Raw genomic sequence first — 26792 nt, forward strand, 5'->3', positions numbered from 1 at the left:
CCCCACGGAATCCCGTATGCAGTTGTTCGTTAGGGTGGACCGCGACAACTTTAGATCGCGGGAGCTCGCACCGAAGTGGGCTGAGAGGGCGGCTGGGTGAGACCCGGCGCCGCCGACCGCCGAACCTGTCCGGGTAATTCCGGCGTAGGGAGCAGCAACGTGACAACCATCGGCAATAACGTCCGACCCACTGTCACCACCGGCCCGATCTCGGGCTCGGAGAAGATCTACCGCGGCGAGCTGAACGTTCCGGCCCGCCGCGTCCACCTCACCAACGGCGAGCACTTCGACCTGTACGACACGTCCGGTCCGTACACCGACTCGTCCGCGCGGATCGACGTACAGGCCGGTCTGCCCGCGCTCCGGCGGGACTGGATCGCCGGCCGCGAGCCGTTGACGCAGCTCGGGCACGCCCGGGCCGGAACCATCACCGAGGAGATGAAGTACATCGCCGTCCGGGAGGGCGTCGACCCGGAGTTCGTCCGGAACGAGGTGGCGCGCGGCCGGGCGGTGATCCCGGCGAACCGGCGGCACCCGGAGTCCGAGCCGATGATCATCGGCAAGAAGTTCCTGGTGAAGGTGAACGCGAACATCGGCAACTCGGCCGTGACCAGCTCGATCGAGGAAGAGGTCGAGAAGCTGGTCTGGGCGACCCGGTGGGGCGCGGACACCGTGATGGACCTGTCCACCGGCAAGAACATCCACGAGACGCGCGAGTGGATCCTGCGCAACTCGCCGGTGCCGATCGGGACGGTCCCGCTCTACCAGGCGCTGGAGAAGGTGAAGGGTGACCCCGCCGCGCTGTCGTGGGAGGTCTACCGCGACACAGTGATCGAGCAGTGCGAGCAGGGTGTCGACTACATGACCGTGCACGCCGGCGTCCTGCTGCGGTACGTCCCGCTGACCGCGCAGCGGATCACCGGGATCGTGTCGCGCGGCGGCTCGATCATGGCCGCGTGGTGCCTGGCGCACCACCAGGAGTCCTTCCTGTACACGCATTTCGCCGAGCTCTGCGAGATTCTCCGTGCGTACGACGTGACGTTCTCACTCGGCGACGGGCTCCGGCCGGGGTCGATCGCGGACGCCAACGACGCGGCCCAGTTCGCCGAGCTGCGGACTCTCGGCGAGCTGACCAAGATCGCCTGGGAGCACGACGTCCAGGTGATGATCGAAGGTCCCGGACACGTGCCGATGCACAAGATCGCTGAGAACGTCCGGCTCGAGGAGGAGCTGTGCGGCGAGGCGCCGTTCTACACTTTGGGGCCGTTGGCAACTGATGTGGCGCCGGCCTACGACCACATCACCTCGGCGATCGGCGCGGCCCAGATCGGCTGGCTCGGTACGGCGATGCTCTGCTACGTTACGCCGAAGGAGCACCTCGGCCTGCCGGACCGCGACGACGTGAAGACCGGCGTGATCACCTACAAGATCGCCGCGCACGCAGCCGATCTGGCCAAGGGGCACCCGGGCGCGCAGGACTGGGACGACACGTTGTCCAAGGCAAGGTTCGAGTTCCGCTGGGAGGACCAGTTCAACCTCTCGCTGGACCCGGACACCGCCCGGTCGTACCACGACCAGACGCTGCCCGCCGAGCCGGCCAAGACCGCGCACTTCTGCTCGATGTGCGGGCCGAAGTTCTGCTCGATGCGGATCACCGCGGACATCCGCGCGTACGCCGAGGAGAAGGGCCTGACCTCGACCGAGGCGATCGAGGCCGGCTTCGCCGAGATGTCGGAGACGTTCAAGTCGCACGACAAGAAGCTGTACCTGCCGCTGGCGGACTGAGTACCGGACCGCCAGGCCATCACAATCGCCGGCCATTCGGCCGGCGCCCGCTGGAGTCGTCTCAGAGGGTCCGGTTGTGATGGCCTGGCGGTTCGTATCGTGCTGACTCCGCGTGAAGTCGCGGGGCGAGTCGAGATGCCGAGCAGGCCGGATCCAGCGGAGAATTGGGGAGATCGGCGGGCCTGCGGGGCGGTCACTGGGAGTGATTGGGTGAACCGATTCAGGTTTTTTCCTTCACTCTACGTGAATAAGACTGTAGCCTTAATGCGTTGGGAAGGAGGTGTGGCGGTGGTCTTCGTTCTCACGGTAGATCAGCGGGGCAGCCGAAGCATGACCGATCTCGTACCCGAGCTACTGAACACGCTGAACCGGCGGCCGCGGCGGACCGGTTTGCTCCGGAAGTTCGAGCGGACGGCCGGCGACGAGGTGCAAGGGGTGCTCTCGGAGGCGCGCCCGACCATCGACGTGGTCGTCGAGCTGCTGCGTTCCGACACCTGGTACGTCGGTCTCGGCGTCGGCGACGTCGCCCAGCCCTTGCCCCGCAGCACGCGGGCAGGCAGCGGCGAGGCGTTCGTGAACGCGCGGGAGGCGGTGAACCGGGCGAAGTCGAGCCCGCACCATGTCAACGTGGTCGGCTCCGACTCCCGCGTCGCGGAGCAGGTGGAGACAGTGCTGTGGCTGATGGCGTCGGTGCTGCGGCGGCGTAGCGAACGCGGCTGGGCAGTGGCCGACCTGCTGGCCGAGGGACTCACCAGGCGGGAGATCGGCGTGAAGCTGGGGATCAGCCAGTCGGCGGTGACGCAACGGGCCCAGGCGGCCGGCTTCGCCGAGGAGCAACGCGGACGGAAGCTGGCAGCCGAGCTGCTGGGACCAGGGGCCGCTGCGTGACGGCACTCATCCTGTCGTTGACCGCAGCCGCCCTGGTCCTCGCCGTACTGGCGTGGGTGCCCAAGGCCGGCTCTACGGTGCAGATCGTGCTCAGCGGGGTGATGCTGGCCTGTCTGATCGCCGTCGGCCTCCTGCTGCTCGCAGGCGACGGCGTGGACGGTTGGCGCGAGCGCTGGTGGAACGTGCTGCTCCTGCTGGCCGGCGGGCTCGCAGTCACCGGTGGCGGGCCGCTGACGACCTCTGTGCTGGCTCTGGTCGACCGGGGCAACACGAGAGCCCAGTCGACGCAGAAGGCCGGTGAGGTACTGCGTGGCGGCGCGCTGATCGGTTCACTCGAGCGCGGCGCCATCTACGCAGCCCTGGTGGCAGGCTGGCCGGAGGGACTCGCGATCGTGCTGGCCATCAAGGGGCTGGCCCGCTACCCCGAGCTCCGCAGCCCCGATCAGCCCGCCTCGGTCACACCGCAGGCAGTGGCCGAGCGCTTCATCATCGGCACCTTCACCAGCGTCCTGTGGTCGGTCACCTGCGCCGCCTTCCTGCTGTCGCGCTAGTCCGACCTGATCACGTAGGTGGACATCACCTTGTCGTGCCAGGTCTGCTTCTGGTCGTCCCACAGCGGCCAGAGCAGATTCAGGAAGCAGGCGTTGTTGAAGAGCCCGCTCAGGAACTCGCGCAGGAACGCCTTGCCGGCGCCGACCGGCTGGAACGACTGGGCGTCGACCAGGCGCAGGTGCAGCGCGCTCTTGCCGACGCTCTGCCCGGTCTTGCCCTGGCGGAAGACCCGATTCCACAGCCCGAGGCCGATGCTGGCGGCGATGCCGAGCAGGAAGAGGATGATCGCGAACGCGCCCGGTGCGTCATTGGACGACGACAGGTCGTCGGAGCGCATCGCGATGTCGGCGATGAAGACGCCGTACCCGATCGCGATCGGGACGCCGCTGATCATGCCGTCGATGAGGTAGGCGCCGGCGCGTGGGGCCCAGTCGGCAAGTGGTGCCTGCGGTACGCCGTACCCGTAGCCGTACTGCGGCTGCTGGACGTAGGGGTTGTAACCCGGCTGCTGCGGGTGCCCGTACTGCTGCCCGTACTGGGGCTGGCCGTATTGGGGCTGGCCGTATTGGGGCTGGCCGTACTGCGGCTGCTGTCCGTACGGCGTGCGGTCCTGCGGTGTACTCATCGAGTCCATCTCTTCCAGCGTCAGCGGCGGATGACCACGTCGTTGACGACCTTGTCGTGCCAGGTCTGCTGCTTCTCGTCCCACAGCGGCCAGAGCACGTTGAGAGTACAGATGTTGTTGAACAGCACCGCGCAGAACTCGCGGCCGAAAGTCGAGCCGATACCGATCAGTTGGCCGGTCTGGGCGTGCACGACCTTCAGCCCGGTGACCTTCTTGCCCAACGACTGGCCGGTGCGGCCCTGCTGGACGACCCGGTTCGCGACCCAGACCAGGAATGCGACGAAGAACCCGCTCAGCATCGCGATCCCGCCGCCGGCGCCCAGTTCCTCCTGGTCACCGTCGATGACCAGCGCCGCGATGACCCCGGTGATCGTGGGGATGAACTGGATCAGCGAGTCGATCAGCGACGCGCCGACCCGGATCGGCCAGCCGGCGAGCTGCCCGGGTGGTGCATAGCCGTAGCCGTAGGCCGCGCCTGGTCCGTAGGGGTTGTAGCCCTGCGGAGGCTGGTACGGAGGGGTGCTCACCTGGGGGTCCTTTCTGGGGCGCGTCCGGATCCGCAGGGACGAGTATCGCGGATCGGCCCGGAACGACGGACGCCGCGGCCACAAGCGGCCACGGCGTCCGGCGTTGCGGAGTACTACATCAGAGCTTGATGACGTAGGTGTTGTTGATCTTGTCCGCGAAGGTCTGCCTCTTCTCGTCCCACAGCGGCCACAGGTAGCCGATGTAGCAGGCGGCGCTGTCCAGGATGTGGGTCAGTTGGCGAATGAACGCCTTGCCCGCGCCGACCGGCTGGCCGGTGTCCGCGCCGACCAGTTTCAGGCCCAGGACCTGCTTGCCGACGGTCTGGCCGGTGCTGCCCTGGCGGATCACGACGTTCCAGATCGCCAGGCCGATGCCGATCAGGTAGAAGATGATCGCGACGACGGCCAGGTTCTCGTTGGCCGAGAACGCGCTGCCGATGCCGTAGGGCACACCGACGATCAGGCCGTCGATCAGCGCGCCGCCGACCCGGTTCGGCCAGGCGGCGAGGTTACCGGGGATGCCGCCGAAGCCCGGCTGGCCGTACTGCTGCGGGTAGCCCGGCTGCTGGCCATACTGGCCCGGCTGCTGCGGATAACCCGGCTGCTGCCCGTACTGGCCCGGCTGCTGCTGGCCGTACTGCGTCTGCTGCTGCCCATACTGGCCAGCCTGCTGACCGTACTCAGCAGGCTGCTGCTGGCCGTAGCCCGGCTGCTGAGCGCCGTAGCCGGGCTGCTGCCCGTACTGGCCCGGCTGCTGCCCAGGCTGCCCGTACTGGCCTGGCTGGCCGTACTGAGCCGGCTGCTGCGCGTCCTGCGGGCCGTAACCCGGCGGTGGCGTCGGAGAGCTCACGACGATCCCTTCTGGTGAATTGCTGTTGAGGAGTGAGTTGCAGGCTAGTGGTCCGACGGCTCACACACCCTGACGGATCCCACGAGATGAGAGTTACCGTTGTCCGGTGAGCCTTTCGCTGAACGTCGTACTGCGGCCGACCGGACCGGTCCAGCCTGTGGACAGGCGGGTGCTGGGGCTGGCCGCGACAGGAGTGGGCGGCCTCGGCCTCGCAGCCGTCTACCAGCTGTCCGGCGGGCGGATCGGAATTCCTTGCCTTCTGCACGCAACCACGGGCCTGAACTGCCCGTTCTGCGGCGCCACCAGGATGGCTGCCGCCTTGCTGCGCGGCGATCTGGTCGCCGCCTGGTACTTCAACCCGGTGGTGCTGGTGCTCGGCCCGGTGATCGGTGTTGCCGTCGGCTACCAGTTGCTCGCCTGGTCGCTGGAGTCGCTCCGGCTGGTCCGGCTGCCCCGGCTGACCATGAGCCCACGCACCGTGGACTGGGTGGTCAAGGGCCTGATCGCCCTGTTCGTCGTGTACGGCGTCGCGCGCAACCTGAACTGAACCGCCGCCACGACCGGGCGGCGGTTCAGCGTCGCGCTCAGTAGTTGACCAGGCCGGTGGCGTAGGACACGATCGACACCGCGATCGAGACGATGCCGCCGATCCAGGCCACCTTGGCCAGCGTGTCCGGCCGGCCCTGCTCCCGGAACTTGCTCTGGGCAATCAGTCCGAGGACGATCGAGGCCGGGCCGCAGCAGAACCAGCAGACGATGCCGATGATCGACAGGGTCTGCGGCGTGTTGTTCTGCGGAACGCCGCTGCCGTAGCCGTAACCGCCCTGGCCGCCCGGGTACTGGCCGTAGCCGCCGGGCTGCTGCTGGGCGTAGGAACCCGGGTACTGACCCGGCTGCTGCTGGCCGTAGCCCGGCTGCTGACCGTACTGCCCCGGCTGGCCTGGGTACTGGCCCGGCTGGGACTGCCCATACTGGCCGTACTGGCCACCCTGCTGCTGGCCATAGCCAGGCTGCTGCCCGGGCTGCTGGCCATAGGGGGACTGCTGCCCGTAACCAGGCTGCTGCTGTCCATACTCAGGCTGCTGCTGTCCGTACTCAGGCTGCTGTCCATACGGGGACTGCTGCTGCCCGTACCCGCCCGGTTGACCGTACTGACCAGGCTGCTGGCCGTACTGGCCCGGCTGGTCGTCGTCCGGCTGGCCGGGTGCTTCGCCGTACTGGCTGGGCCTGTCCTGCTCGCCGTACTGGCCGGGCTGCTCTCCAGGGGTCTCACCAGGGGTGTCCTGCGGCCGGTTCGGGTCGTTCGGGTCGTCGCCCGGAGGCGTCGGAGTGCTCACCGCGGTCCCTTCTGAGAACGTCGAGGATCCTCGCAGGTTATCTTTTCCACAGGGCGGTGGTCACGTGCCCACTCCGGATCCCTTCAACACTTAAAGTTGGCCGGGTGACTCAACCCCCTCAGCCCCCGGCGTCCGACGGCCGTCCCGGGGATCCCGCGCCGGACCCGACCCGCAACCTCCCGGTTCAGTACGAGCCGCCGACGCCGACGTTCGAGGCGGCGCCGCCCGCGCAGCCCGGGCCACCGCCCGGGCCGTACCAGGCACCGGTCGGCGGCCCGTACCAGCCCGCGCAATCCCAGCCTCTGCAGGGGTTCCCGACCGGGCCGGTGCTGGTGACGGTCGGCGACATCTCGGTCGAGCAGTTCCGGATCGTCACCCCGGCGGGCGTGCTGCCCACCCAGGGCACGAACTGGTCCGCGATGGACATGTCCCGGACCGAGGAGAAGATCCCGGCCTGGGCGATCATCCTGGCCATCGTGTTCGCGCTCGCCTGCCTGCTCGGCCTGCTGTTCCTGCTCTGCAAGGAGCGCAAGACCACAGGCTTCGTCCAGGTCACGGTGCAGAACGGCAACCGCACCCACAACACTCACGTCGGCGTGAGCTCACCCCGCGAGGTCGCCGACACGCTTGCCCGGGTCAACTTTGCCCGGACGCTCTGCGTGTAAAGGCAGATCGGCCCCCGCGGGATCCCGCGGGGGCCGATCTGTGCAGAGGTACGGCGAGGATCAGCCGAAGCGGCCGGTGATGTAGTCCTCGGTCGCCTTCTCGTTCGGGTTCGAGAAGATCTGCTTGGTCGGGCCCATCTCGATCAGCCGGCCGGGCTTGCCGGTCGCGGCCAGGTTGAAGAACGCGGTCTGGTCCGACACCCGGGCCGCCTGCTGCATGTTGTGGGTGACGATCACCACGGTGTACTGGTCCTTCAGCTTCTCGATCAGGTCCTCGATCGCCAGCGTGGAGATCGGGTCCAGGGCCGAGCACGGCTCGTCCATCAGGATCACCTCGGGCTCGACCGCGATCGCCCGGGCGATGCACAGCCGCTGCTGCTGACCGCCGGACAGGCCCGCGCCGGGCTTGTCGAGGCGGTCCTTCACCTCGTTCCAGAGGTTGGCGCCCTTCAGCGACCGCTCGACCACCTCGGTGAGCTTCTTGCGGTCCTTGACCCCGTTCAGCTTCAGCCCGGACGCGACGTTGTCGAAGATCGACATGGTCGGGAACGGGTTCGGCCGCTGGAACACCATGCCGACCACCCGGCGGACCGCCACCGGGTCGATCCCGGTCGCGTACAGGTCCTGCTCGTCCAGGACGACCTTGCCCTCGACCCGGGCGCCGGGGATCACCTCGTGCATCCGGTTCAGGGTCCGCAGGTAGGTGGACTTGCCGCAGCCGGACGGGCCGATGAACGCCGTGACCGAGCGGGGCTCGATCGTCATCGACACGTCCTCGACGGCCTTGAAGTCGCCGTAGTAGACGTTGAGGCCGCTGACCTCGATGCGCTTTGCCATATCGACTCAGAACCTCTCTGGCTATTTCGACTTGATGGTGCTGAACCGGGCGATCAGCCGGGCCAGCAGGTTGAGGGCAAGGACCAGCAGGATCAGCGTGAGCGCCGCCGCCCAGACCCGGTCGGCGGCCGGCTCCAGCGCCAGCTCGGTCCGGTCCTGGTTGATCATCGTCGGCAGCGCGCCCATGAAACCGTCGAACGGGTTCAGGTTGATGTTCTTGGAGTAGCCGACCAGGATCAGCAGCGGCGCGGTCTCACCCATCACGCGGGCCAGGCCGAGCATCACGCCGGTGACGATGCCGCCGAACGCGGTCGGCACGACCACCTTCAGGATCGTCTTCCACTTCGGCACCCCGAGCGCGTACGACGCCTCGCGCAACTCGTCCGGCACCAGTTTCAGCATCTCCTCGGTGGAGCGCAGTACGACCGGAAGCATCAGCAGCACCAGCGACAGCGAGACGGCGAAGCCGACCCGGTTGAAGCCGAACACCGTGATCCAGACCGCGTAGATGAACAGCGCGGCCACGATCGACGGCACACCGGTGAGCACGTCGACCATGAAGCTGACCGCGCGGGCGACCTTGGTGCCCTTGCCGTACTCGACCAGGAAGATCGCGCCCATGACGGCGATCGGAACCGCGATCAGGGCGGTGATCAGGCCCATGATCAGCGTGCCCATGATGGCGTGGTACGCGCCGCCGCCCTCCCGCCGTACGGTGATGCCGCGCTGCGACTCGCCCCACCATCCGGCGTCGAGCAGCAGGCTGTAGCCCTTGCTGATCACGGTCCAGAGGATCCAGATCAGCGGGATCAGCGCGATCACGAAGGCCAGCGTGATCAGCACGGTGGCCAGGGTGTTCCGGAAGGCGCGAGCGCCCGACTTCCCGGTGAGGTCCAGCGTCTGGCCGTCGTACGCCGGCTTGTTCGCAGCGAGCGTCGTCATGCCACCGCTCCTTCCTTCGCGGCCGCTCCCGCGGCGCTACGGTTGTTGCGGCGCGGCCGCTTCCCGCCCGGGCCGCTGCGGGCGACGATGATCCGGGCCGCGGAGTTGACCAGGAACGTCACGACGAACAGCACCAGGCCGGCTGCGATGTAGGCGCCGGTCTTCTCCGGCGAGTCGAACTCGGCGGCGTTGTTGGCGATCTTCGACGCGAAGGTCTCGCCACCGGCGAAGATCGACGAGTTCCACGGGTCGTTGCTGTTCGGCACCGTGAGGATGATCATCACGGCGACGGTCTCGCCGAGCGCCCGGCCGAGGCCGAGCATCGAGGCGCTCACCACACCCGAGCGGCCGTACGGCAGCACGGACATCCGGATCATCTCCCACTTGGTCGCGCCGAGGGCGAGGGCGCCCTCGCGGTGCGCGATCGGGGTCTGCGCGAAGATCTCCCGGCTGATCGCGGTGACCACTGGCAGGATCATGATCGCCAGCACCACCGAGACGGTGAACACGACGCCGACGTTGTCGCCCGGCGGCTTCTCGAACACCGGGAGCCAGCCGAGCGCCGTCGACAGCCCGTCGATCACCGGGCGCAGGATCGGCGCGAAGAACAGGATGCCCCACAGGCCGTAGATGATCGACGGTACGGCGGCCAGCAGGTCGACCGCGTGCGCGACCGGCGTCGCCAGCCGCTTCGGGGCGTAGTACGTGATGTACAGCGCGACGCCGACCGCGATCGGGACCGCGATCAGCATCGCGATGATCGAGCTGATCACGGTGGTGTAGAACAGCGCCGCGATACCGAACCGCGGCTCCTCGCCGCCCGGCTCCCAGACCCGGGAGAACAGGAAGCTGCTCTGGTCGTCGATCAGGGCCGGGACCGCCAGCGCCAGCAGGAAGATGCCGACGAACGCGACGATCGCGATCACCAGGCCGCCGGAGCCGTGGGCCAGGCCGGCGAACAGCCGGTCGCCGAGGTGACCGACCGGGCCGAGGTCGAGCTTCGGGCCCTTGGCCTCCGCCGCGGCCGTGCCGGTCTCGGCGGTCTCGGCGGGCTGCTCCTCGGCGTGCTTGTCGGCCAGCCCGTCGAAGTGCGGGGTGGGTCCGGCCGGCTCGTGGACCAGGTCCTCGATCCGGGGGTCCTCTTGAGCGGCGGCCTCGCCGGCGGGCCGGCCGGGCGGTTCCGTGCCGTCTGGACTACTCATCGATGGTGCTCCAAGCGCCTGGTTCGTGGGCTCTGTGTGCTTCGGGTCCGACGAGGCGAAGCCCCGGCCGCCTCCGATGACTCGGACCGGCCGGGGCTCGCATCACTGCTGTTTCGTCGTCAGCTGATCGCCTGAACGGCGGCGTCGACCTTGGTCCGGATCTCGTCCGGGAGCGGCGCGTAGTTCAGCTCGGTCAGCGAGGCCTGGCCCTCGGTGCTGGCGAAGTAGCTCAGGAAGCTCTTGACCAGCGCGGTCTTCTCGGCCGCCAGGCCCTTGCTGCAGGCGATCTCGTAGGTGACCAGGATGATCGGGTACGCGCCCGCCTCCTTGGTCGCGTAGTCCAGCGACATCGACAGGTCGTTGCCGGTGCCCTTCACCTTCGCGGCGGCCAGCGCCTTACCGGCGGACTCGGCGGTCAGCTCGACCGGGGAGCCGGAGCCGTTGTCGACCTGCGCGACACCGAGCTTGTTGTCGACGGCGTACGACCACTCGACGTAGGTGATCGAGTTCTTGGTGCTCTTGACGCCCTCGGCGACACCCGCGGACTTCTCCTTGCCGGCGCCGGTGCCGGTCCACTTCTTGGCAGGCTTGCCGGTCCAGGCGCCACCGCCGGCGGCGGCCAGGTACTTGGTGAAGTTCTCGGTGGTGCCCGACTCGTCGGACCGGAAGAAGACCGAGATCGGGTCGCCCGGCAGCGTCACGCCGGCGTTCAGCTTGGCGATCGCCGGGTCGTTCCAGGTCTTGATGCTGCCCTGGAAGATCTTCGCGGCGGTCGCGCCGTCGAGGACCAGCTTGTCGACGCCGTCCAGGTTGTAGGCGATCGCGACCGGGCCGATCACCATCGGCAGGTTCAGCGCCGGGTTGTTCTGGCACCGCTTGGCCGCGGTGGCCGCCTCGGAGTCACCGTCGGAAGCCTCGGTCTTCAGCGCGGAGTCCGAACCGGCGAAGTCGACCTGGGCGGCGTTGAACTGCTTGATACCCGCACCGGAACCGGTCGGGTTGTAGTTCACCGTGACGTCGGCGCACTTCTCGTTGTACTTGGCGATGACTTCCTCGATGGCGTTCTTCTGTGCCGAGGAGCCCTCTGCGTTCAGGGTGCCCTGCGGGCAGTCGGCGGTCGAGGCCGAACCCTCCGGGCTGGAGGAACCGGATGGCTCCGGGTCACTGCCACAGGCGCTCAGAGCGAGGACGCCGAGGGAAGCCACGGCGACGGTGCCGACGCGGAGCAGGCGATTGACGGACACGAGAGTGTTGCCCTTCTGCGGGAATCAGACTTCTTGAACTTCCACAGACGGTAGGGAGAGCAGGTGTCCGACCGGTCCGTCGTTGGTGAACGAGCGGTGAACGGTTTCGATAGCGTCGGCGACGCTTGGCGTGCCGCCAGGCGGCCAACAGGTGAACTGAGTTAAGAGCCGTGACTCTGCGTCGATCCAACCGGCTGTTGGCTCACGTTTCGGTAACGCTCAGCGCACTGTCAACGTGAACGCCTTGCTCCCGGTGGTGCCGATCGGCAGCCCGTAGTACGTCATCCCCGGAACGGCCACACGGTAGTACGTCGTAGTGCCACGCCCGGCGGCCCGCACGTACATGACCGTACCCGGCGGCCGGTCGCAACGGACTGTGCCTGGAACCCGAAGGTGTACGACGTGAAGCGCGCACTGGGCCGGAAGCGGGGGAGTCAGCTGGAGAAGTCCTCGGGGGCTACGCCGTCGAGGAACTGGCGGAAGCGTTCGAGCTCTGCCTGCTCCTCCTCGGGGGTGGCGACACCGGCCTCGCGGAGCACTTGTTCCGTACAGCGGATCGGGGTGTTGAGCCGGACCGCGAGCGCGACCGAGTCGCTCGGCCGGGCCGAGACCCGGGCGCCGTTGGCCAGCACGAGCTCGGCGTAGAACACCGCGTCGCGAAGCTCGACGATCTCGACCGCCTCGATGTGTACCCCGAACGCCTGGATCAGGTCGCGCATCAGGTCGTGGGTGAGCGGCCGCGACGGCCGCAGGCCTTGCTCCTCGTAGGCGATCGCGGTCGCTTCGACCGAGCCGATCGAGATCGGCAGGTAGCGGTAGCCCTCGGTCTCGCGCAGCATCATGACCGGGGCCCGGTTGGGCGATTCCATCCGGATCCCGATCAGTGTCAGTTCTCGCATCATCGTCATGGTGCGACCCGAACCTCTCCTCAGACCCGGGCCCGGTGGGGCGCCAGGTTCCTCCGTAGGAACATACCCGGCGCCTCCAGAGTCATCCGGCCGCCCCGGCGGCTGTGCCTGGATCGTCACCGACATGTGCTGCGGGGTGCGCACCTACGGAGCGCTGAACCGCTCGTAGATGAGACGTCCGTCACCCAGCCGGTGCGCGACCAGGAACGCCCCCGGCGAAAACTTGCCCACCCGCAGGCCGAATTCCCGCGCCAGTGCCGGCAGCACCGGCCGGTGCGAACACACGACCGTCACCTTGTCCGCCTTCCACGCCTTCTCGGCCAGCCCGCTGATCGCGCCAGCATCCGCTTCGTACCCACGCTCGGAGATCTCCGGCCAAAGGTGGATGTGCCTGTCGATAGAAGCGGCGTACGGCGTGACGGTCGCGACACACCGTTCCGCGTCGCTGCTGATCAGCCTGTCCGCCCCGAGCGCACCGAGTACGGCGGTCAGTCGGTCGGCCTGACCGGTCCCGTTCGTGCTGAGCGGCCGGGAGGTGTCCTTGCTCTCCCAGTCCTTGCGCTTGATGGCCTCGGTGTGCCGAAGCAGGACCAGTGTCGAGACGACAGGTACGACGCGACCGAGTTCGTCGAGGATGTCCACGTCACGCGGGTAGCTGAGCTTGGTGCGCGCCTTGTCCACCGGCAGCCACGCGACCTCGTCGACCTCGCTGTTCGGCTCGAACTCGGCGTCGTCGAGCGGTATGGCGGACCAGTAGTGCACGAGCTTCTGCGCGGTCCCGCCGTTCTTGCGGACCGTGTAGCGCTGCACGCCGAGCGGTGGACCGAGCACGACCTGCAGTCCGGTCTCTTCCTCGATCTCGCGGCGCGCACCGACCAGCACGTGCTCGTGCGTGGTGAGTTTGCCCTTCGGAAGGGACCAGTCGTCGTACCGGGGCCGGTGCACGAGCAGCACCTGCCGGGTGCCGCGGCTCTCACGCCACACGACACCACCCGCGGCGATGACGGTCGCCGGGTTGTTCATGGAATCAACCCTAGGTAATGGGGTCAGCAGTTCTGCGGCGGCCACGCGTGGCGATGAGTCTTTCCTGCAGATCGCGCAGCGGTTCGCCGTCCGGCTGGGTGAGTCTGGGCTGCCAGGTGTCGTCGGGCTGCAGCCACCACGAGCCGGTGCTCTCGTCGACGGCCAGGTCGAACATCTCCCGGAGCTCGGCGACGTGGTCCTGCTCCTTCAGCTGGACCAGCACCTCGACCCGGCGGTCCAGGTTGCGGTGCATCAGGTCGGCCGAGCCGATCCACACCTCCGGCTCACCGCCGTTCTCGAAGGAGAACACCCGGCTGTGCTCGAGGAACCGGCCGAGAATGCTGCGCACCTGGATGTTCTCGGACAGCCCTGGGACACCGGGACGGAGCGTGCAGATGCCGCGGATCCACAGCTCCACCGGGACGCCGGCCTGCGACGCTCGGTAGAGCGCGTCACACAGGGCCTCGTCGACCAGGCTGTTCACCTTGAACCGGACCCGGGCCGGGCGGCCCGCCAGATGGTGCTGCACCTCGCGGTCGATCCGCTCGACGAGCCCTCGCCGTACCGACTGTGGAGCGACCAGGATCCGCCGGTAGCCGGCGCTGCGGGCGAAGCCGGACAGGTGGTTGAACAGGTGCGCGACGTCCTCGGTGACCACCTTGTCGCTGGTCAGCAGCCCGAGATCCTCGTACAGCCGGGCGGTCTTCGGGTGGTAGTTGCCGGTGCCGACGTGGGCGTATCTGCGCAGGCCGTCCGGCTCGTCGCGGACCACCATCGACAGCTTGCAGTGCGTCTTGAGCCCGATCACGCCGTACACGACGTGGCAGCCGGCATGCTCCAGCTGACGGGCCCACTTGATGTTCGCCTGCTCGTCGAAACGCGCCTGGATCTCCACCAGCACCAGCACCTGCTTGCCGGACTCGGCGGCGTCGATCAGCGCGTCCACGATCGGGGAGTCGCCGCTGGTCCGGTACAGCGTCTGCTTGATCGCGAGCACGTGCGGGTCGGCCGCGGCCTGCTCGATGAAGCGCTGCACGCTGGTCGAGAACGAGTCGTACGGGTGGTGCACCAGGACGTCGCGCTGCTTCAGCGCGTGGAACATGTCGGCCGGGTTCGAGGTCTCGACCTCGGCCAGGTGCGGGTGCGTGGACGGGACGAACGCCGGGTACTTCAGCTCGGCCCGGTCCAGGCCGGCGATCGCGAACAGGCCTCGCAGGTCGAGCGGGCCGGGCAGCTCGAACACCTCGGCCTCGGTGACGCCCAGCTCCGACAGCAGCAGCGCCTTCACCTGCGGGTCGATCGACTCCTCCACCTCGAGCCGGACCGGCGGGCCGAACCGGCGGCGCAGCAGCTCCTTCTCGAGCGCGGCCAGCAGGTTCTCGGCGTCGTCCTCCTCGACCTCCAGGTCCTCGTTGCGGGTGACCCGGAAGGTGTGGTGCTGGGTGACCTCCATACCCGGGAACAGCTGTCCCAGGTGGGTCGCGATGACGTCCTCGAGCGGCACGAACCGGCCCTCGGCCACCGGGATGAACCGCGGCAGCAGCGGCGGCACCTTCACCCGGGCGAAGTGCTCGCCGCCGGTGTCGGGGTTGCGGACCACGACGGCCAGGTTCAGCGACAGTCCGGAGATGTACGGGAACGGGTGCGACGGGTCGACCGCCAGCGGAGTCAGCACCGGGAACACGCGCTCCCGGAAGAACCGGGTCATGTCCTCGCGCTCCGAGTGCTCCAGCTCGTCCCAGCGCAGGATGTCGATGCCCTGCTCGGTCAGCGCCGGCTGCACCGCCTTCCGCCAGGTCTCGGCGTGCCGGTCCATCAGCTCGCGGCTGCGGGCCAGGCTCCGGTCGAGCACCTCGCGCGGCAGCAGGCCGCTGGCCGCCCGCACCGCGACCCCGGCCGCGATCCGGCGCTTCAGGCCGGCGATCCGGACCATGAAGAACTCGTCCAGGTTGCTGGCGAAGATGGCCAGGAACTTCGCCCGCTCGAGCAACGGGATCCGGTCGTTCTCGGCGAGCTCGAGGACGCGTTGGTTGAAGGCGAGCCAGCTCAACTCCCGGTCCGAGAACCGGTCCGCGGGAAGGTCTCCGGCCGCCGTGATGTCGTACGGCGGCTCGACGTCGTACTCCCGGTTGTGGGATGCCAGCAAGTCTCCAGCCACGTTGACCAGCATCCCATCCTTTGGTGAACTACCGGTAGCCGAATCACATGGTGGTTTGTGTCGATTGCCCGGCACTTGTTGCTAGCGTCACTCCTTGTGAACCCACGACTGGACTCGGTGCTGCGTGGCACGGCCAACGCCGTACAGACGAACGCCCTGACGCCGTTGTTCGCGTTGCCCACGGCCGTCCGGCGCCGGCTCGCCGGTGCACCGATCCAGATCGACGGCAACATCCTCGACCCGGAGCTGCAGCTGCTCCTGCGGGTGAAGGGTTTGTTGCCGAATGCACCTAAATCCTCGGTCGCCAAGGCCCGGTCGCACCTGCGGTTCCTGTGCAAGCTCGTCGCGGGTCACCCACCGGAGTTACAGCGTGTGACCGAGCTCACCGTCCGCGGTGCCGACGGCCAACTCGGGGCCCGCCTCTACGTCCCACGCTCCGCCGGTCGCGGCCTGCTCGTCTTCTTCCACGGCGGCGGCTGGGTGGTCGGCGACCTCGACACCCACGACTCGCTCTGCCGCTCGATCGCCGATGACGCCGGCATCCGGGTGCTGTCCGTCGACTACCGCCTCGCCCCGGAGGCCCCCGCGCCGACCGCGGCCGAAGACGCCATCGCCGCGTTCACCTGGGCCGTCGACCACGCTGAGGACCTTGGCGCCGATGCTGCCTTCGTGGCCGTCGGCGGCGACAGTGCCGGTGGCAACCTGGCCGCCGTCGTCGCCCAGCAATCTGTATGGCGCGATCTCCCACGCCCCGCGCTCCAAGTCCTCCTCTACCCGGCCCTGGACCTGGTCGGCCGCCGTCCGAGCCGGGATCTCTTCGGCGAAGGCGACTTCCTCCTCACCGAGGAAGACATCATCTGGTACCGCGACCACTACACCCCGGACCCCTCGATCCGCCCCGACCCCCTGATCTCACCCATCCTGGCCGAAGACCTCTCCAACCTCCCACCCGCATACATCACTACCGCCGGCTTCGACCCCCTCCGAGACGAAGGCACCGAGTACGCCGAAGCCCTCACCGCCGCCGGCGTCGACGTAACCCACCACCCCCACCCCTCCCTCACCCACGGCCACTACAACCTCCAGTCCATCCCCGGCCCCACCCGCCAAGCCCACAAAGCCCTAACCACCCACCTGAACCAAGCCCTAAACCCCTAACCCCCGGCTCAACCAACACCGGCACCGCCTCCCGAACGGTAAGCGGCGTCACCGGCCCGGGGATGCCGACCAGCACGTCGACGTACTGCCAACCCGTCCCCGCGACGTTGAACCGCGCCGCATAGTTCGTCGTAACGGTCAGCCCGACCGACGCCCGCTTCATGTACTTGTGCGTGATCTCCTTGGCCGGATACGGCTTCCCCGGTGAGGTCGTCGTCAACGACGCCCCATCCCCGAACCGCCACACATAACTCATCGGCGTAGCCTCAACCACCACCGGAAACCCCAGCAACTCCACAGTCGCCGAGGTCACCCCCCGATCCTCGGTATAAACAATCGTGTCCAAATTAACCAAAGTCCGCCCCCGAGGCTGAACCCGCACAATCAACCGCGGAAACAGCACATCCTTAACCTCGGTACGAACGTCCTCCCACGACACGTCCTGCGGCCGCGGCCCCACCACCTCCGGCGGCAACGTCCGCCTGGACATCTCCGGCTCCTCCGGTTCGGCAGGAGTACACCTCGCCGGACCTGGAAAGCTCCCATCAGGCATCTGCCGCCCACAGATACCGATGTTGATACGGAACTCACTGGGTGGCGTGCCGGTCTTGGCTCTCCGCTCCCTCGGCGGAGATGATTTTCTAGGAGCCTTCGCGGGAGGCATCGGTTTGGCTTTGGGCGGAGGCGTGTTGCCGAGGCGCGTGAATTGGTTGGAGGTCGTGCCCTTCAGGCGCATGCCTTCTCGCTTCGCCCTCCCGGAGGTCGTCGGCAATTTCCGCTTCGGTGGTTTCGGAGAGGGGTCGGCAGCAGTGGTGGCTACCACCAATGGAGACTCGACCTGATGTGGCACCGCGTGTGCATTCCCGCCAGGAGGGGCGAGCATCGCGAGGGCCGCGCCGAGCAGCGCCGTACTCGATAGCTTGATCATCATCGGTCTTCGAGCTTGATCTCGTACATGACCCAGTTGCCTCCGGCAGGCGACAGCGCGATCTGTTCGGTGTAGCTCGCAGGGGTGCTCGTGACCGGCTGCGCTGTCGGCGATTCCTTGGTCGTGTAAGCGCCGACGGTGACCTTTGCCGAGCCGCCGAGATGGCCGCTGTCGCGCTTGACCAACTCGGTCACCTCGGTCACTCGCTCGAAATAGTCACCGCTGAGACCGCCGTTGGCGCCGTTGACCTTCGCCGCGAAGGCGGCGTACTGCTTGCACCCCTCACAGCCGGATTCGCTCGCGGCAAGGAGTGGTGCGCCGTCACCGGTCTGCGACGCATAGTTCATCAGGTCGATGTAGTGCCGAATGAAGGCCTCGGCCGCGGCAAGGGTGAGCCCGTCGGCCGCGGAAGGCCGGCTAGGGGGAGCGGACGTCGGCGCTGAGGTGCCAGATGTTGTCGTCGGCGTTGCGTTGCTTGAGGTCGCAGTCGGGGTGCTTGGCGGGTTCGTATTCGGGCGGCCGGCTTCGGGGCTGCCTGTGGTGCAGGCGGTTAGGAGTGTGGTGGTGGCTAGGCAGGCCAGGAGGAGTGGTCTTGGCCTGTTGCGGGTAGTCATGGGTGTTTGCCCTCCGTAGTCGATGTGATCGTAACGGTGGGCCGGGGCGGGGTGGGTGGGGAATTCGGGGGCTGTGGATAAGTGGGGGTGGGCCAGGAGCCGCCCGGCTGGGGGGTTAGAGGCTCGGACGGCTCCTGGTGTTGGTGAGACGGAGGCAGGTCGGGATTATGACGCGAGGTGAGCGGGTGGATTCGTTGTGATGTCGTTCACAGGGAAGCGGTGGGGGCGTACTGGACGTCCACTGCGGCTGTGGTGAAGCCGAGGTTGGTGTAGAGGGCCCGGGCGGGGGTGTTGGTGCCGTCTACGTAGAGGACGACGGTGTCGAGGCCGCGGTCCTCCTGGAGGTAGTGCAGGCCCTGGAGGGTTAAGGCCTTGCCCAGGCCGCGGCCCTGGTAGGCGGGGGAGACGCCGACGACGTACACCTCTCCTACTCCCTCCTCCACCTTCGTCCAGTGGTAGCCGGCCAGTGCACCAGTAGAAGAGTCCACGGCCAGGAAGAAGCCGGCTGCGTCGAACCACGGTTGGTGGACCCGTTCGGCCAGGTCCGCTGCCGTCCAGCTCCCCTGCTCCGGGTGGTCCGCAAAGGCCTGGCTGTTCACCTCCAGCCACGCCGCCTCGTCCTGTCCGGGGACGAACGTCCGTACGGCGATCCCGTCCGCCCACACCGGTTCGGGAAGAGAGGCCCTGGTGCGGCGGAGGAAGTAGAGCTCCCGTGTCACTTCCAGACCGAGCCGCTGTGCGAGTTCGTCGCTGCCAGGCAGCCGTCCGTGCGCCCACACGCGGAGCCGTGCTCCACCGTGGTCGATCAGCATGCGCAGAAGCGCCGTACCGATGCCTTGCCGTCGGGCTGAAGGGGTGACGACCAGCTCGGCCGAGCCGTCTGGTGACAGGGCGGCGTACCCGATCAGGTTTCGGGCGCTTTGGAGGCCGGAGACTTCGATCGTGCCGGGGTCGCCCTCGTACGCGAGGATGTGGACGTCGCCCGGGTGTTCGCCGTCGAGGTGGAGCAGTGTGCGTTCGGACAGCGGATTCACGCCGTCGCTCTGTGCGGCCGCGCGGGCGAGATCCGTGACGGCCGAGGCAGTGGCCGAGGGCAACGGTGAGGGAACGGCTTCGAGGGTCACCGGAATACCGTAAAAGGTCCGGGGCAGTTCATGCTCAGGTCCTTGGAAGGGCCGCGTCACGTCGGGTAATTTCTCGGAACCGCACACCAGCGGACCAAACCTACGACGGAGTAGACATGGCCTTCACAGGACGAGACAGGACGCGGCTGCGGGGACGGCGGGCGATCGGCCTGCTGGCCGCGGGGACCGCCGCGGTGCTCGGCTTGGCCACGGGGGGAACCGTGACCCAGGCAGCGACCACGACGGCGACGGCGAAACCCACGCCGACGCACACCCAGATCCAGTTGCTCGCCATCAACGACTTCCACGGCAACCTGGCGCCGAACAGCCCGACCAGCTCGAGCGGCAACGTGAACGGCACTCCCGCGGGCGGCGCCGAGTACCTCGCGACCCACCTCAAGCAGATGCGCGCGGCCGCGGCCGCGAAGGGCCAGCAGTCGGTCACCGTCGCCGCGGGCGACCTGATCGGCGCCTCGCCGCTGCTGTCGGCCGCGTTCCACGACGAGCCAACGGTCGAGGCGCTGAGCGGGATGGGCCTGGAGATCGCCTCCGTCGGCAACCACGAGTTCGACGAGGGCTGGCATGAGCTGCTCCGGATGCAGACCGGCGGCTGCCTGCCGGACGGCGACGGGCAGAACAACCAGAACTCCTGCCCGGACCCGAGCAAGCCCTTCACCGGCGCGAAGTTCAAGTACCTCGCGGCGAACGTGTTCTTCGAGAACACCCAGGAGACGCTGTTCGCGCCGTACAAGATCAAGACCTTCAAGGACGGCCGCAAGGTCGGCTTCATCGGCATGACGCTGGAGGACACGCCGAACATCGTCACCAAGGCCGGCGTCGAGGGCCTGACCTTCACCGACGAGATCGAGACCGCGAACAAGCTCGTCCCGATCCTGAAGCAGAAGGGCGCCGAGTCGATCGTCGTGCTGCTGCACGAGGGCGGCTTCCCGGCCGACCCGCGGGCGTACAACAGCTGCCCGGGGATCTCCGGCCCGGTCGTCGACATCAACGCCGGCCTGGACCCGGAGATCGACACGATCATCTCCGGCCACACCCACCAGGGCTACAACTGCACGCTGCAGGACAAGGCCGGCCAGCCGCGCCTCGTCACCAGCGCGTCCTCGTTCGGCAAGCTGGTCACCGAGGTGCGGCTGAGCATCGACAATACGACCGGTGACGTGGACCGGGCGAACACGGTCGCCAACAACCAGATCGTCACCCAGGACGTGGCGAAGGACCCCCGCACGAGCACGCTGATCACCAAGTACCAGACCCTGGTCGCGCCGATCGCGAACAAGGTCATCGGGCACCTGGCCGCCGGCAACACCTCGGTCTCGCGTACGGCGGACGCGTCGCTCGAATCGCCGTTGGGCAACCTGATCGCCGACGCCCAGCTCGCGGACCCGTCGGTGGTGACCGGCGGGAAGACGCCGGTGGTGGCGTTCATGAACCCGGGCGGTATCCGCGCCGACCTGGCGTCGAACGCGGGTGAGGTCACCTTCGGACAGGCGTTCACCGTGCAACCGTTCAACAACTTCCTGGTATCGATGGACATGACCGGGACCCAGATCAAGGCGCTGCTGGAGCAGCAGTTCTCCGGGGTGAACGGTCCGGAGGCGCCGAAGTTCAAGGTGCTCCAGGTGGCCGGGATCACCTACACCTGGAACCCGGCCGCGGCCGCGGGCTCGAAGGTGGTGCCCGGGTCGATCATGATCGCCGGGCAGCCGCTGGTGGACGGCACGACGTACCGCATCGTCACGAACAACTTCCTGTCCGACGGCGGCGACGGCTTCCCGGCCTTCACCACCGCGACGAACAAGTTCTTCGGCGGTCTGGACATCGACGCCTTCGCCAACTACCTGACCGCGCACGACCCGTACACCCCGGTCGCCACCGACCGGATCTCCACCGGATCCTGAGCTGACTAGGTGCCGGTACGTCGTCCAGGGACGGCGTACCGGCATCCCGGGGGAGCCGGGTGTCCGGTGGTTCGTGAAGTCGCGGAGGCGATTCGCTTCAGAAGAGAACTGAGGCGATCGCTCAGGAGAAGAACTGAGGCGGTCGCCCAGGAGAAGAACTGAGGCGGTTCGCTCAGAGGAAGAACTTGAGCAGGACGAAGGTCAGGGCGACGGCTGTGGTCAACGCCGCCTTGCCGGAGCCGATCCCGCGCTTGAACGCGGCACCGAACACCGCAATGGTCAACGGCACCAGCATCACCAGCAGCGTCACGCCGGCTGCGTGAACACCTACGTGCGACCGTGCGGTCAGCACCAGGCCGAGAATCATCGCGAACGTGAGCCCCAGCCAGGTGGTGAGCTGGATCGGCCCGTCCTCACTGCGATGTCCGCGATGCGACGCGCGGGCCGCACGGCGATGCGAAGTCGGAGCAACGTGCGCCATCGGTCACCTTCCGTGAAAGACCGAGTACGCAAGGTACCAGCATCCCGCCCAGAACAAAAAGCTGCCCACTCACCTAAACCCACCCGCCAACCCCTCCCGCACCCGGGAGTGGGCGGTCAGCGGCGGGCCTCTCCGCACCCGTGCCGCGGGTGGTCAGGCGGGCGTCTCCGCACCCCGGCAGGTGGGCGGCCGACGGCCGGGGTCTTCGCGCCGGGAGCGGGGTGGTTAGCTCCCGGGCGTCTCCGCACCTGGGAGGTGCGGTGGTTAGCCGCCGCCGGGCGTCTCCGCGCGGGAGGTGGGTGGTTAGCGGCCGGGCGTCTCCGCCGGGAGATAGGTGGTCAGCCGCCGGATGGGTCCGCGCCGCTGTGGGGGTGGTGGGCTGTCGTGCGTGTTCGCGCCCGGGAGCGGGTGGTGAGTCGTTGGGCGTCTTGGTGGCGGGCGGGGTGGTGACCCGCCGGGGTCCGTGCCGGGAGGCGGAGGTAGCCGCCGGGGTCCGGGGTGGGAGTAGGGGTTAGCCGCCGGCGAAGGGTGGGAGGGCGTCTACTTGGGCGCCGGGGTGGAGGGGGGTGGTGGGGGTGGCGCGTTCGCCGTCGAGGAGGAAGGTGCAGATGGTGAGGACGCGGGCGAGCTCGGGGCGGTCGGCGGAGACGGTGCTGATCAGGTCGCTGATCGAGGTGGCTTCGGCGGTCGCGGAGGACTCGCCGGCGGCCGCGCGGGCGGCGGCGAAGTACCTGATGGTCACTTCCGGCATCTGGGAGAAGGCCTCACTAGTCGGCTAAGTCTTCCGCTATTATGTCAGCTTGCTGTTGCTATCCAGTGTGACTCAGGCCCCCCGGCAATGACGCCGTCGGGGCCTGACGTGCATAAGGACCGGATCGCTGACCGGGGATCCGCCGACCAGCACAAGGAGACAGCGTGAGTACGTTGCTTCTGCTGACGAACGCGCTGCAGGCCTCCACCGAGGTGCTGCCCTCGCTCGCCCTGCTGCCGCACCAGATCCGGATCCTTCCCGCCGAGGTCGCCGCGCTGGTCGACGCTCCCGATGCCGACGCCGTCCTGCTCGACGCCCGCCGTGACCTGGTCGCAGTGCGTGGCGTGTCCCGCCTGATCCGGACCACCGGGATCGACGTGCCGCTGATCCTGGTCGTGACCGAGGGCGGCCTGACCGCGGTGAACGCGGACTGGGGCGCGGACGACGTGCTGCTCGACACCGCCGGCCCGGCCGAGATCGAGGCCCGGCTGCGGCTGGTGATCGGCCGGCTCGCCGCGGCGCGGAACGAGGAGCCCGACAGCACGCTGATCCGCAGCGGTGACGTGGTCATCGACGAGGCGTCGTACACGGCGAAGCTGAACGGGCGGGCGCTCGACCTGACCTACAAGGAGTTCGAGCTGTTCAAGTTCCTCGCGCAGCACCCGGGGCGGGTGTTCACGCGGGAGCAGCTGCTGCAGGAGGTATGGGGGTACGACTACTTCGGTGGCACGCGGACGGTGGACGTTCACGTACGGCGGTTGCGCGCGAAGCTCGGCCCGGAGCACGAGTCGCTGATCGGGACGGTGCGGAACGTCGGGTACCGCTTCGTCATCCCGCCCAGCACCACCCGGGAAACCGCCGACGCCAACGCCTGACCCAGTCTCACCAGCAAGCCGCCGGCGCCAACGCCTGACCCAGTCTCACCAGCAAGCCGTCGGCGCCAACGCCTGACCCAGTCTCACCAGCAAGCCGCCGGAACTCGCTCCCGGCGGCTTGTTGGTTGTCCGGGGCATGCAGGCGCCGGGTGGGCAGATGCCGGCGGCGGTGGGATGCGTGGTCGAGGCGGGCTGGGTGACGCTCTGGGCGGGTAGATTGCGGGCGTGGCAGTGGAAACGGGGAGCCTGCTCACCACGGTGGGGCGGGCGGGGGGACTGTTCGCGAGGGCTTGGCCTCGCTTGCTGGCGGTGTTCTTGATCGCGCAGTTGGCGCATCGAGGGCTGCAGTGGGTGGCGGTGCAAGCGGGGGCCAAGGCTGAGGCGGCCGGCATCGCCGTACTGGCGTTGCTCGTGCTGGTGTCGCTGGCGATGTACGTGGCGATGTTCCTGGTGCTCAGGGGCGAGTTGCCGTTCCACCAGCGAGCCGTTGCCGAGGGCATGCTCGCCCCGGACGGCGTGGAGCCCGGCAAGGAGCACCGGGCGCTCGACGCGCTCGCCGCGGCGTTGCTGCCATTCCTGGCGTTCTACGCGGCCTACAAGTTCCTGCAGGCCGAGGCGCTCGACTACGAGTACCAGTTGGCCGTCCACAAGGTGAATGAGACGGTGGCAACCGTCCTGACCGGCGGTACGGCGCCACACGAGTCCGAGGGGCTGCAGTCCCTGTCGACCTGGCTGTTCATCGGCCTGGGCGCTTCGGCGTACCTGCTCCGTCTCGGCTTCAAGAAGTGGAAGAAGGAGAAGGAGGGCCCGGTCCGCAAGCTGTTCGTCACCTACCTCGAGGCGTTGTGGCTGTTCGTGGTCGCGTACCAGGCGTCCTCGTTCATCCCGTCGCCGCAGGCGTGGCTGGAGGAGCGCCAGGTCTGGCTTTGGGTGAAGGACGGGTACGGCTGGGTGCTGGACCATGTGCTGGGCATCTCGCAGGTCCGCGAGATCTGGGACGCCGTCACCGGATTCGTTGCCGCTGGCATCGGTGACCTGTGGAACGCCGCGGTGCTGCCGCTGATGTGGATCACGATGACGGCGGTGATCTACGGCCGGGTCGTGCACAAGCCCGCGAAGGCGCAGCTGCGCTGGCGGTTCGACCGGATCACGCAGCGCTGGCAGCAGACGCCGCGGATCGTCCGGGCGGCCGGCAACTCGGTGGTGTCGGACTGGCGGGACCGGTGGACGCCGGTCGTGGATGCGTTCCGGCTGGTGGTGCGCTCCGGGCTGCGGCCGATGCTGGGCTACTTCCTGGCCTGGGCGGTCGTCACGTTCGCAGCCAGCGGCGTGTGGATCGCGCTGAAGCTGTGGGTGCTCGGTCCGCACTCGCTGCAGTTCTGGCAGGTCATCGACGAGCCGCTCGACCTGGTCACCGACGGCCTGAAGATCATGCTCCAGGTCAGCCTGCTGGCCGCGGCGTACGACCGGATGGTCGGTGGCCTGGCCGGCTACCTCACCCCGTGGACGCGCGCCGTCCACCAGCAGCCCGAGGGCGACCAGGGCGTCACCGACCTGACCGCGGCTACCTCGGGAATGCCAAGTACTGAGGGAGCTTCGTAGCCCACGTGACCGTCGGCTGCACGCTGGACGCGACCGCAGCGGGTACGACGAACACCGCAACGGTCTCGAACGGCTTCCCGGCCACCGGCTTCAGGTAGTACTGCGCCGACGTCCCACGCCAGCTCTGCAGAGACGAGTCGTCCCCACCAGTGCACCCCGACGGCCGATCCTGGAAGTCGCCGGCCGTGAACGACTCGCTCCACAGCCGCCCGTCCGGCGCACGCAACTGCACGCGGCAGCCACCGAGCCCCTCCAGCGCAGCCAGGTCGTCGACCTGCAGCCGGAGGTACACGCGCACCCGAGTGGTCCCCGGAGGCGTCGGCTCGACCTCACGACCAGCACGCGCCTGCGGGCCCTCCTCGACGCTCGCCGCGAACCAAGTGGCTCCTGCGTACGACGTCCCACCCGCGGCGACCGCGATCGGGTCGCGCGGCTCGGCGTCGTACCAGGACTTGTAGTCGCTGCGGGTCGTCCACCAGCCGGCGAACGGTACAGCGACGACCAGCACCGCCAACGCAGCCGTGTTCTTGCGGAACCATCCACGCCGGGCCCGGCGTGCGCCGCTCATGACTCGCTCGCCTTGGTCAGCGTCACCACGTCCTCGACGGCCGGCTCTGCGTCGACCCCGAGCGGGATCGTCGCCTGCGCCTCGAGGTCGTTGAAGATCGACTTCTCCATCACCTGCAAGGTTGCGCCAGGCAACTGGTCGGCCGGCAGCTCGACCACGAACGATCCGCGCACCGAGATGTCCGGGGCGAACTCGATCCCGGTCAGGTCCACCCGGCCGAAGCCGCTGCGGTTGGCGCCGAGATAGGTCACCCCGTCCGCGGCCTGGATCCGGATCGAGGCCAGGTGGATCGGCTCCCGGGTGGCGGTGACGACGGCGTCCACAACGACGAAGTTCGACAACGTGTCGCGGGCCTTCGAGGCGCCCGGAAGCCGGAGTGTGCGACCGACCCGTACGCCCTCGACGGTCAGCTCGAACCGCGGTGTCTTCACCACACGGCCGACGACCCCGTTCACCGCGACCGGCTCCTGGATGTCCTTCTGCGTCGGCGTCAGCCGGTACAGCCCGACGATCCCGACCAGTACGGCGAGCGTGAGCGCCACGTTGATCGCCTTGCGCCTGCTCATTTGGTGTTGTCCTTGACCGTGACGGAGCTCTCGGCGGCGACCTCGCCCGGCAGCCACTTCTCGTGGTGGTCGAGCAGGGACTTCTCCTGGTGCTCGTACCCGCGCACCGTGAGCTCGACCGACGTCGGCAACTCGGTGGCCTTGGGCAACTTCCAGACATAGGCGACGTCCTCGGCGAAACCGGGCGTGAGCACCGGGTTCATCGTCGCGTCGCGCAGGTTGGTGGTGCCGAGTGGTGCGGCGGTGTCCTCGATCCCCTGTACGCCGACCAGCCGGATGAGGTCGCTGGACGGCGCCGTACCAAGGTCGTCGGTGACCTTCAGCTTGGTGACCACCGCGATCAGCGCGCCACCGTCGTCGGGCGTGAACAGCGGCTTCAGGTCGGCGACGGTGACCACCCGCTGGATCGTCACCTCGTAGCGGCCTGCATCGATCGCCGTGCCTGCCTCGACTCGCGGTGTCTCGTCTGCTGCCTTCTTGAGCCCGCCGAACGCAGCCGAGACCGCCAGCATCAGCGCGCCCGCGCCGATCACCCACGTGCGGACCGATCGGCCGCGCACTCTGATGTCCTTCAGTTCCGGGAGCTCTTCTTCCTCCCGGTCCCCGTCCCCGCTCCCCGTTTCCTGCACGGGCAGAAGCCTAACCAGCGAAGGGTCCGGTTGA

At 68.2% G+C, this 26792-nt stretch carries 27 protein-coding genes and 1 riboswitch; of the genes, 9 read left to right on the forward strand and 18 right to left on the reverse strand.

Annotation, left to right across the window (positions count from 1 at the left end; all coding sequences use genetic code 11):
- The first annotated feature begins 47 nt into the window (after window positions 1-47).
- A riboswitch (TPP riboswitch) is annotated at window positions 48-169 on the forward strand.
- The 3 genes from thiC to AB0H36_RS04195 all read left to right on the forward strand — a co-directional run bounded on the left by thiC (window position 160) and on the right by AB0H36_RS04195 (window position 3224).
- Complete coding sequence (gene thiC, locus AB0H36_RS04185; protein ID WP_360516197.1) at window positions 160-1785, forward strand: phosphomethylpyrimidine synthase ThiC; 1626 nt, start codon at window positions 160-162, stop codon at window positions 1783-1785. (Overlaps the previous riboswitch by 10 nt.)
- A gap of 330 nt (window positions 1786-2115) precedes the next feature.
- Window positions 2116-2673, forward strand: coding sequence for a transposase (locus tag AB0H36_RS04190; protein WP_360516200.1), 558 nt, complete (start codon window positions 2116-2118; stop codon window positions 2671-2673).
- Window positions 2670-3224 (forward strand): hypothetical protein, encoded by a 555-nt coding sequence (locus AB0H36_RS04195; RefSeq protein WP_360516203.1) that lies wholly within the window; start codon window positions 2670-2672, stop codon window positions 3222-3224. The genes AB0H36_RS04190 and AB0H36_RS04195 overlap by 4 nt, the downstream gene beginning before the upstream one ends.
- On the opposite strand, the gene AB0H36_RS04200 is transcribed toward AB0H36_RS04195, so the two are convergent.
- The 3 genes from AB0H36_RS04200 to AB0H36_RS04210 form a co-directional block, all read right to left on the reverse strand.
- A complete protein-coding gene (locus tag AB0H36_RS04200; RefSeq protein ID WP_360516206.1) occupies window positions 3221-3850 on the reverse strand; it encodes an RDD family protein in 630 nt (209 codons plus the stop codon). The two genes, AB0H36_RS04195 and AB0H36_RS04200, sit on opposite strands and share 4 nt — an antisense overlap.
- 20 nt (window positions 3851-3870) lie before the next feature.
- Window positions 3871-4377 (reverse strand): RDD family protein, encoded by a 507-nt coding sequence (locus tag AB0H36_RS04205; protein WP_360516209.1) that lies wholly within the window; start codon window positions 4375-4377, stop codon window positions 3871-3873.
- Between the two features lie 118 nt (window positions 4378-4495).
- A complete protein-coding gene (locus AB0H36_RS04210; RefSeq protein ID WP_360516212.1) occupies window positions 4496-5227 on the reverse strand; it encodes an RDD family protein in 732 nt (243 codons plus the stop codon).
- 106 nt (window positions 5228-5333) lie between these two features.
- Here AB0H36_RS04210 and AB0H36_RS04215 point away from each other — a divergent pair, with 106 nt between their 5' ends.
- Window positions 5334-5774: a DUF2752 domain-containing protein gene (locus AB0H36_RS04215; protein ID WP_360516215.1), complete on the forward strand. Its 441-nt coding sequence runs from the start codon at window positions 5334-5336 to the stop codon at window positions 5772-5774.
- 37 nt (window positions 5775-5811) lie between these two features.
- Here the strand turns inward: AB0H36_RS04215 and AB0H36_RS04220 are convergent, their stop codons facing one another.
- Window positions 5812-6564, reverse strand: a complete 753-nt coding sequence (locus AB0H36_RS04220) for a DUF4190 domain-containing protein (RefSeq protein ID WP_360516218.1) — start codon at window positions 6562-6564, stop codon at window positions 5812-5814.
- Between the two features lie 104 nt (window positions 6565-6668).
- On the opposite strand from AB0H36_RS04220, the gene AB0H36_RS04225 reads away from it, so the two are divergent.
- A complete protein-coding gene (locus AB0H36_RS04225; RefSeq protein WP_360516221.1) occupies window positions 6669-7229 on the forward strand; it encodes a hypothetical protein in 561 nt (186 codons plus the stop codon).
- Between the two features lie 60 nt (window positions 7230-7289).
- Here the strand turns inward: AB0H36_RS04225 and pstB are convergent, their stop codons facing one another.
- From pstB to AB0H36_RS04260, 7 genes are all read right to left on the reverse strand, one after another.
- A complete protein-coding gene (gene pstB / locus AB0H36_RS04230; RefSeq protein ID WP_360516224.1) occupies window positions 7290-8066 on the reverse strand; it encodes a phosphate ABC transporter ATP-binding protein PstB in 777 nt (258 codons plus the stop codon).
- A gap of 21 nt (window positions 8067-8087) precedes the next feature.
- Complete coding sequence (pstA, locus tag AB0H36_RS04235) at window positions 8088-9008, reverse strand: phosphate ABC transporter permease PstA (RefSeq protein ID WP_360516226.1); 921 nt, start codon at window positions 9006-9008, stop codon at window positions 8088-8090.
- On the reverse strand, window positions 9005-10210 hold the full coding sequence (gene pstC / locus AB0H36_RS04240; RefSeq protein ID WP_360516229.1) for a phosphate ABC transporter permease subunit PstC: 1206 nt from the start codon (window positions 10208-10210) through the stop codon (window positions 9005-9007). Before pstC ends, pstA begins: the two co-directional genes overlap by 4 nt.
- Window positions 10211-10329: 119 nt before the next feature.
- Window positions 10330-11454, reverse strand: coding sequence for a phosphate ABC transporter substrate-binding protein PstS (gene pstS, locus AB0H36_RS04245; protein WP_360516232.1), 1125 nt, complete (start codon window positions 11452-11454; stop codon window positions 10330-10332).
- Window positions 11455-11888: 434 nt separating this feature from the next.
- On the reverse strand, window positions 11889-12353 hold the full coding sequence (locus AB0H36_RS04250; protein WP_165949283.1) for a bifunctional nuclease family protein: 465 nt from the start codon (window positions 12351-12353) through the stop codon (window positions 11889-11891).
- A 153-nt stretch (window positions 12354-12506) separates the two neighbouring features.
- A complete protein-coding gene (locus AB0H36_RS04255) occupies window positions 12507-13385 on the reverse strand; it encodes an NUDIX domain-containing protein (protein WP_360516236.1) in 879 nt (292 codons plus the stop codon).
- Window positions 13386-13395: 10 nt separating this feature from the next.
- Window positions 13396-15555 (reverse strand): RNA degradosome polyphosphate kinase, encoded by a 2160-nt coding sequence (locus AB0H36_RS04260; protein ID WP_360516239.1) that lies wholly within the window; start codon window positions 15553-15555, stop codon window positions 13396-13398.
- 84 nt (window positions 15556-15639) lie between these two features.
- Between AB0H36_RS04260 and AB0H36_RS04265 the strand changes: the two genes are divergently transcribed.
- Window positions 15640-16701: an alpha/beta hydrolase gene (locus AB0H36_RS04265; RefSeq protein WP_360516242.1), complete on the forward strand. Its 1062-nt coding sequence runs from the start codon at window positions 15640-15642 to the stop codon at window positions 16699-16701.
- A 927-nt stretch (window positions 16702-17628) separates the two neighbouring features.
- On the opposite strand, the gene AB0H36_RS04270 is transcribed toward AB0H36_RS04265, so the two are convergent.
- Together AB0H36_RS04270 and mshD are read right to left on the reverse strand one after the other, a co-directional pair.
- Window positions 17629-18243, reverse strand: coding sequence for a DUF6318 family protein (locus AB0H36_RS04270; RefSeq protein ID WP_360516245.1), 615 nt, complete (start codon window positions 18241-18243; stop codon window positions 17629-17631).
- Window positions 18244-18449: 206 nt separating this feature from the next.
- Entirely contained in the window at window positions 18450-19367 is a 918-nt protein-coding gene (gene mshD, locus AB0H36_RS04275; protein WP_360516248.1) for a mycothiol synthase, read from the reverse strand.
- A 116-nt stretch (window positions 19368-19483) separates the two neighbouring features.
- Here mshD and AB0H36_RS04280 point away from each other — a divergent pair, with 116 nt between their 5' ends.
- Entirely contained in the window at window positions 19484-21286 is a 1803-nt protein-coding gene (locus AB0H36_RS04280; RefSeq protein ID WP_360516251.1) for a bifunctional metallophosphatase/5'-nucleotidase, read from the forward strand.
- Window positions 21287-21458: 172 nt separating this feature from the next.
- Here AB0H36_RS04280 and AB0H36_RS04285 read toward each other — a convergent pair whose 3' ends face one another.
- Window positions 21459-21767 (reverse strand): hypothetical protein, encoded by a 309-nt coding sequence (locus AB0H36_RS04285; RefSeq protein WP_360516254.1) that lies wholly within the window; start codon window positions 21765-21767, stop codon window positions 21459-21461.
- Between the two features lie 511 nt (window positions 21768-22278).
- A complete protein-coding gene (locus AB0H36_RS04290) occupies window positions 22279-22518 on the reverse strand; it encodes a MoaD/ThiS family protein (protein WP_360516257.1) in 240 nt (79 codons plus the stop codon).
- A gap of 164 nt (window positions 22519-22682) precedes the next feature.
- Between AB0H36_RS04290 and AB0H36_RS04295 the strand changes: the two genes are divergently transcribed.
- The gene (locus tag AB0H36_RS04295) at window positions 22683-23393 is read left to right on the forward strand and encodes a response regulator transcription factor (protein ID WP_360516260.1); all 711 of its coding nucleotides are present in this window, start codon (window positions 22683-22685) and stop codon (window positions 23391-23393) included.
- Between the two features lie 225 nt (window positions 23394-23618).
- Complete coding sequence (locus AB0H36_RS04300) at window positions 23619-24995, forward strand: hypothetical protein (protein WP_360516263.1); 1377 nt, start codon at window positions 23619-23621, stop codon at window positions 24993-24995.
- Here the strand turns inward: AB0H36_RS04300 and AB0H36_RS04305 are convergent.
- From AB0H36_RS04305 to AB0H36_RS04315, 3 genes are read right to left on the reverse strand one after another with little or no spacing between them, the layout of a single operon-like run.
- Window positions 24958-25563, reverse strand: a complete 606-nt coding sequence (locus AB0H36_RS04305) for a hypothetical protein (RefSeq protein ID WP_360516266.1) — start codon at window positions 25561-25563, stop codon at window positions 24958-24960. The genes AB0H36_RS04300 and AB0H36_RS04305 overlap by 38 nt on opposite strands.
- Window positions 25560-26129, reverse strand: coding sequence for a hypothetical protein (locus AB0H36_RS04310; protein ID WP_360516269.1), 570 nt, complete (start codon window positions 26127-26129; stop codon window positions 25560-25562). The genes AB0H36_RS04305 and AB0H36_RS04310 overlap by 4 nt, the downstream gene beginning before the upstream one ends.
- Window positions 26126-26758 (reverse strand): hypothetical protein, encoded by a 633-nt coding sequence (locus tag AB0H36_RS04315; protein ID WP_360516272.1) that lies wholly within the window; start codon window positions 26756-26758, stop codon window positions 26126-26128. The genes AB0H36_RS04310 and AB0H36_RS04315 overlap by 4 nt, the downstream gene beginning before the upstream one ends.
- Window positions 26759-26792: the final 34 nt, after the last annotated feature.

It is taken from the genome of Kribbella sp. NPDC050820, assembly GCF_040653975.1.
Lineage (GTDB): Bacteria > Actinomycetota > Actinomycetes > Propionibacteriales > Kribbellaceae > Kribbella.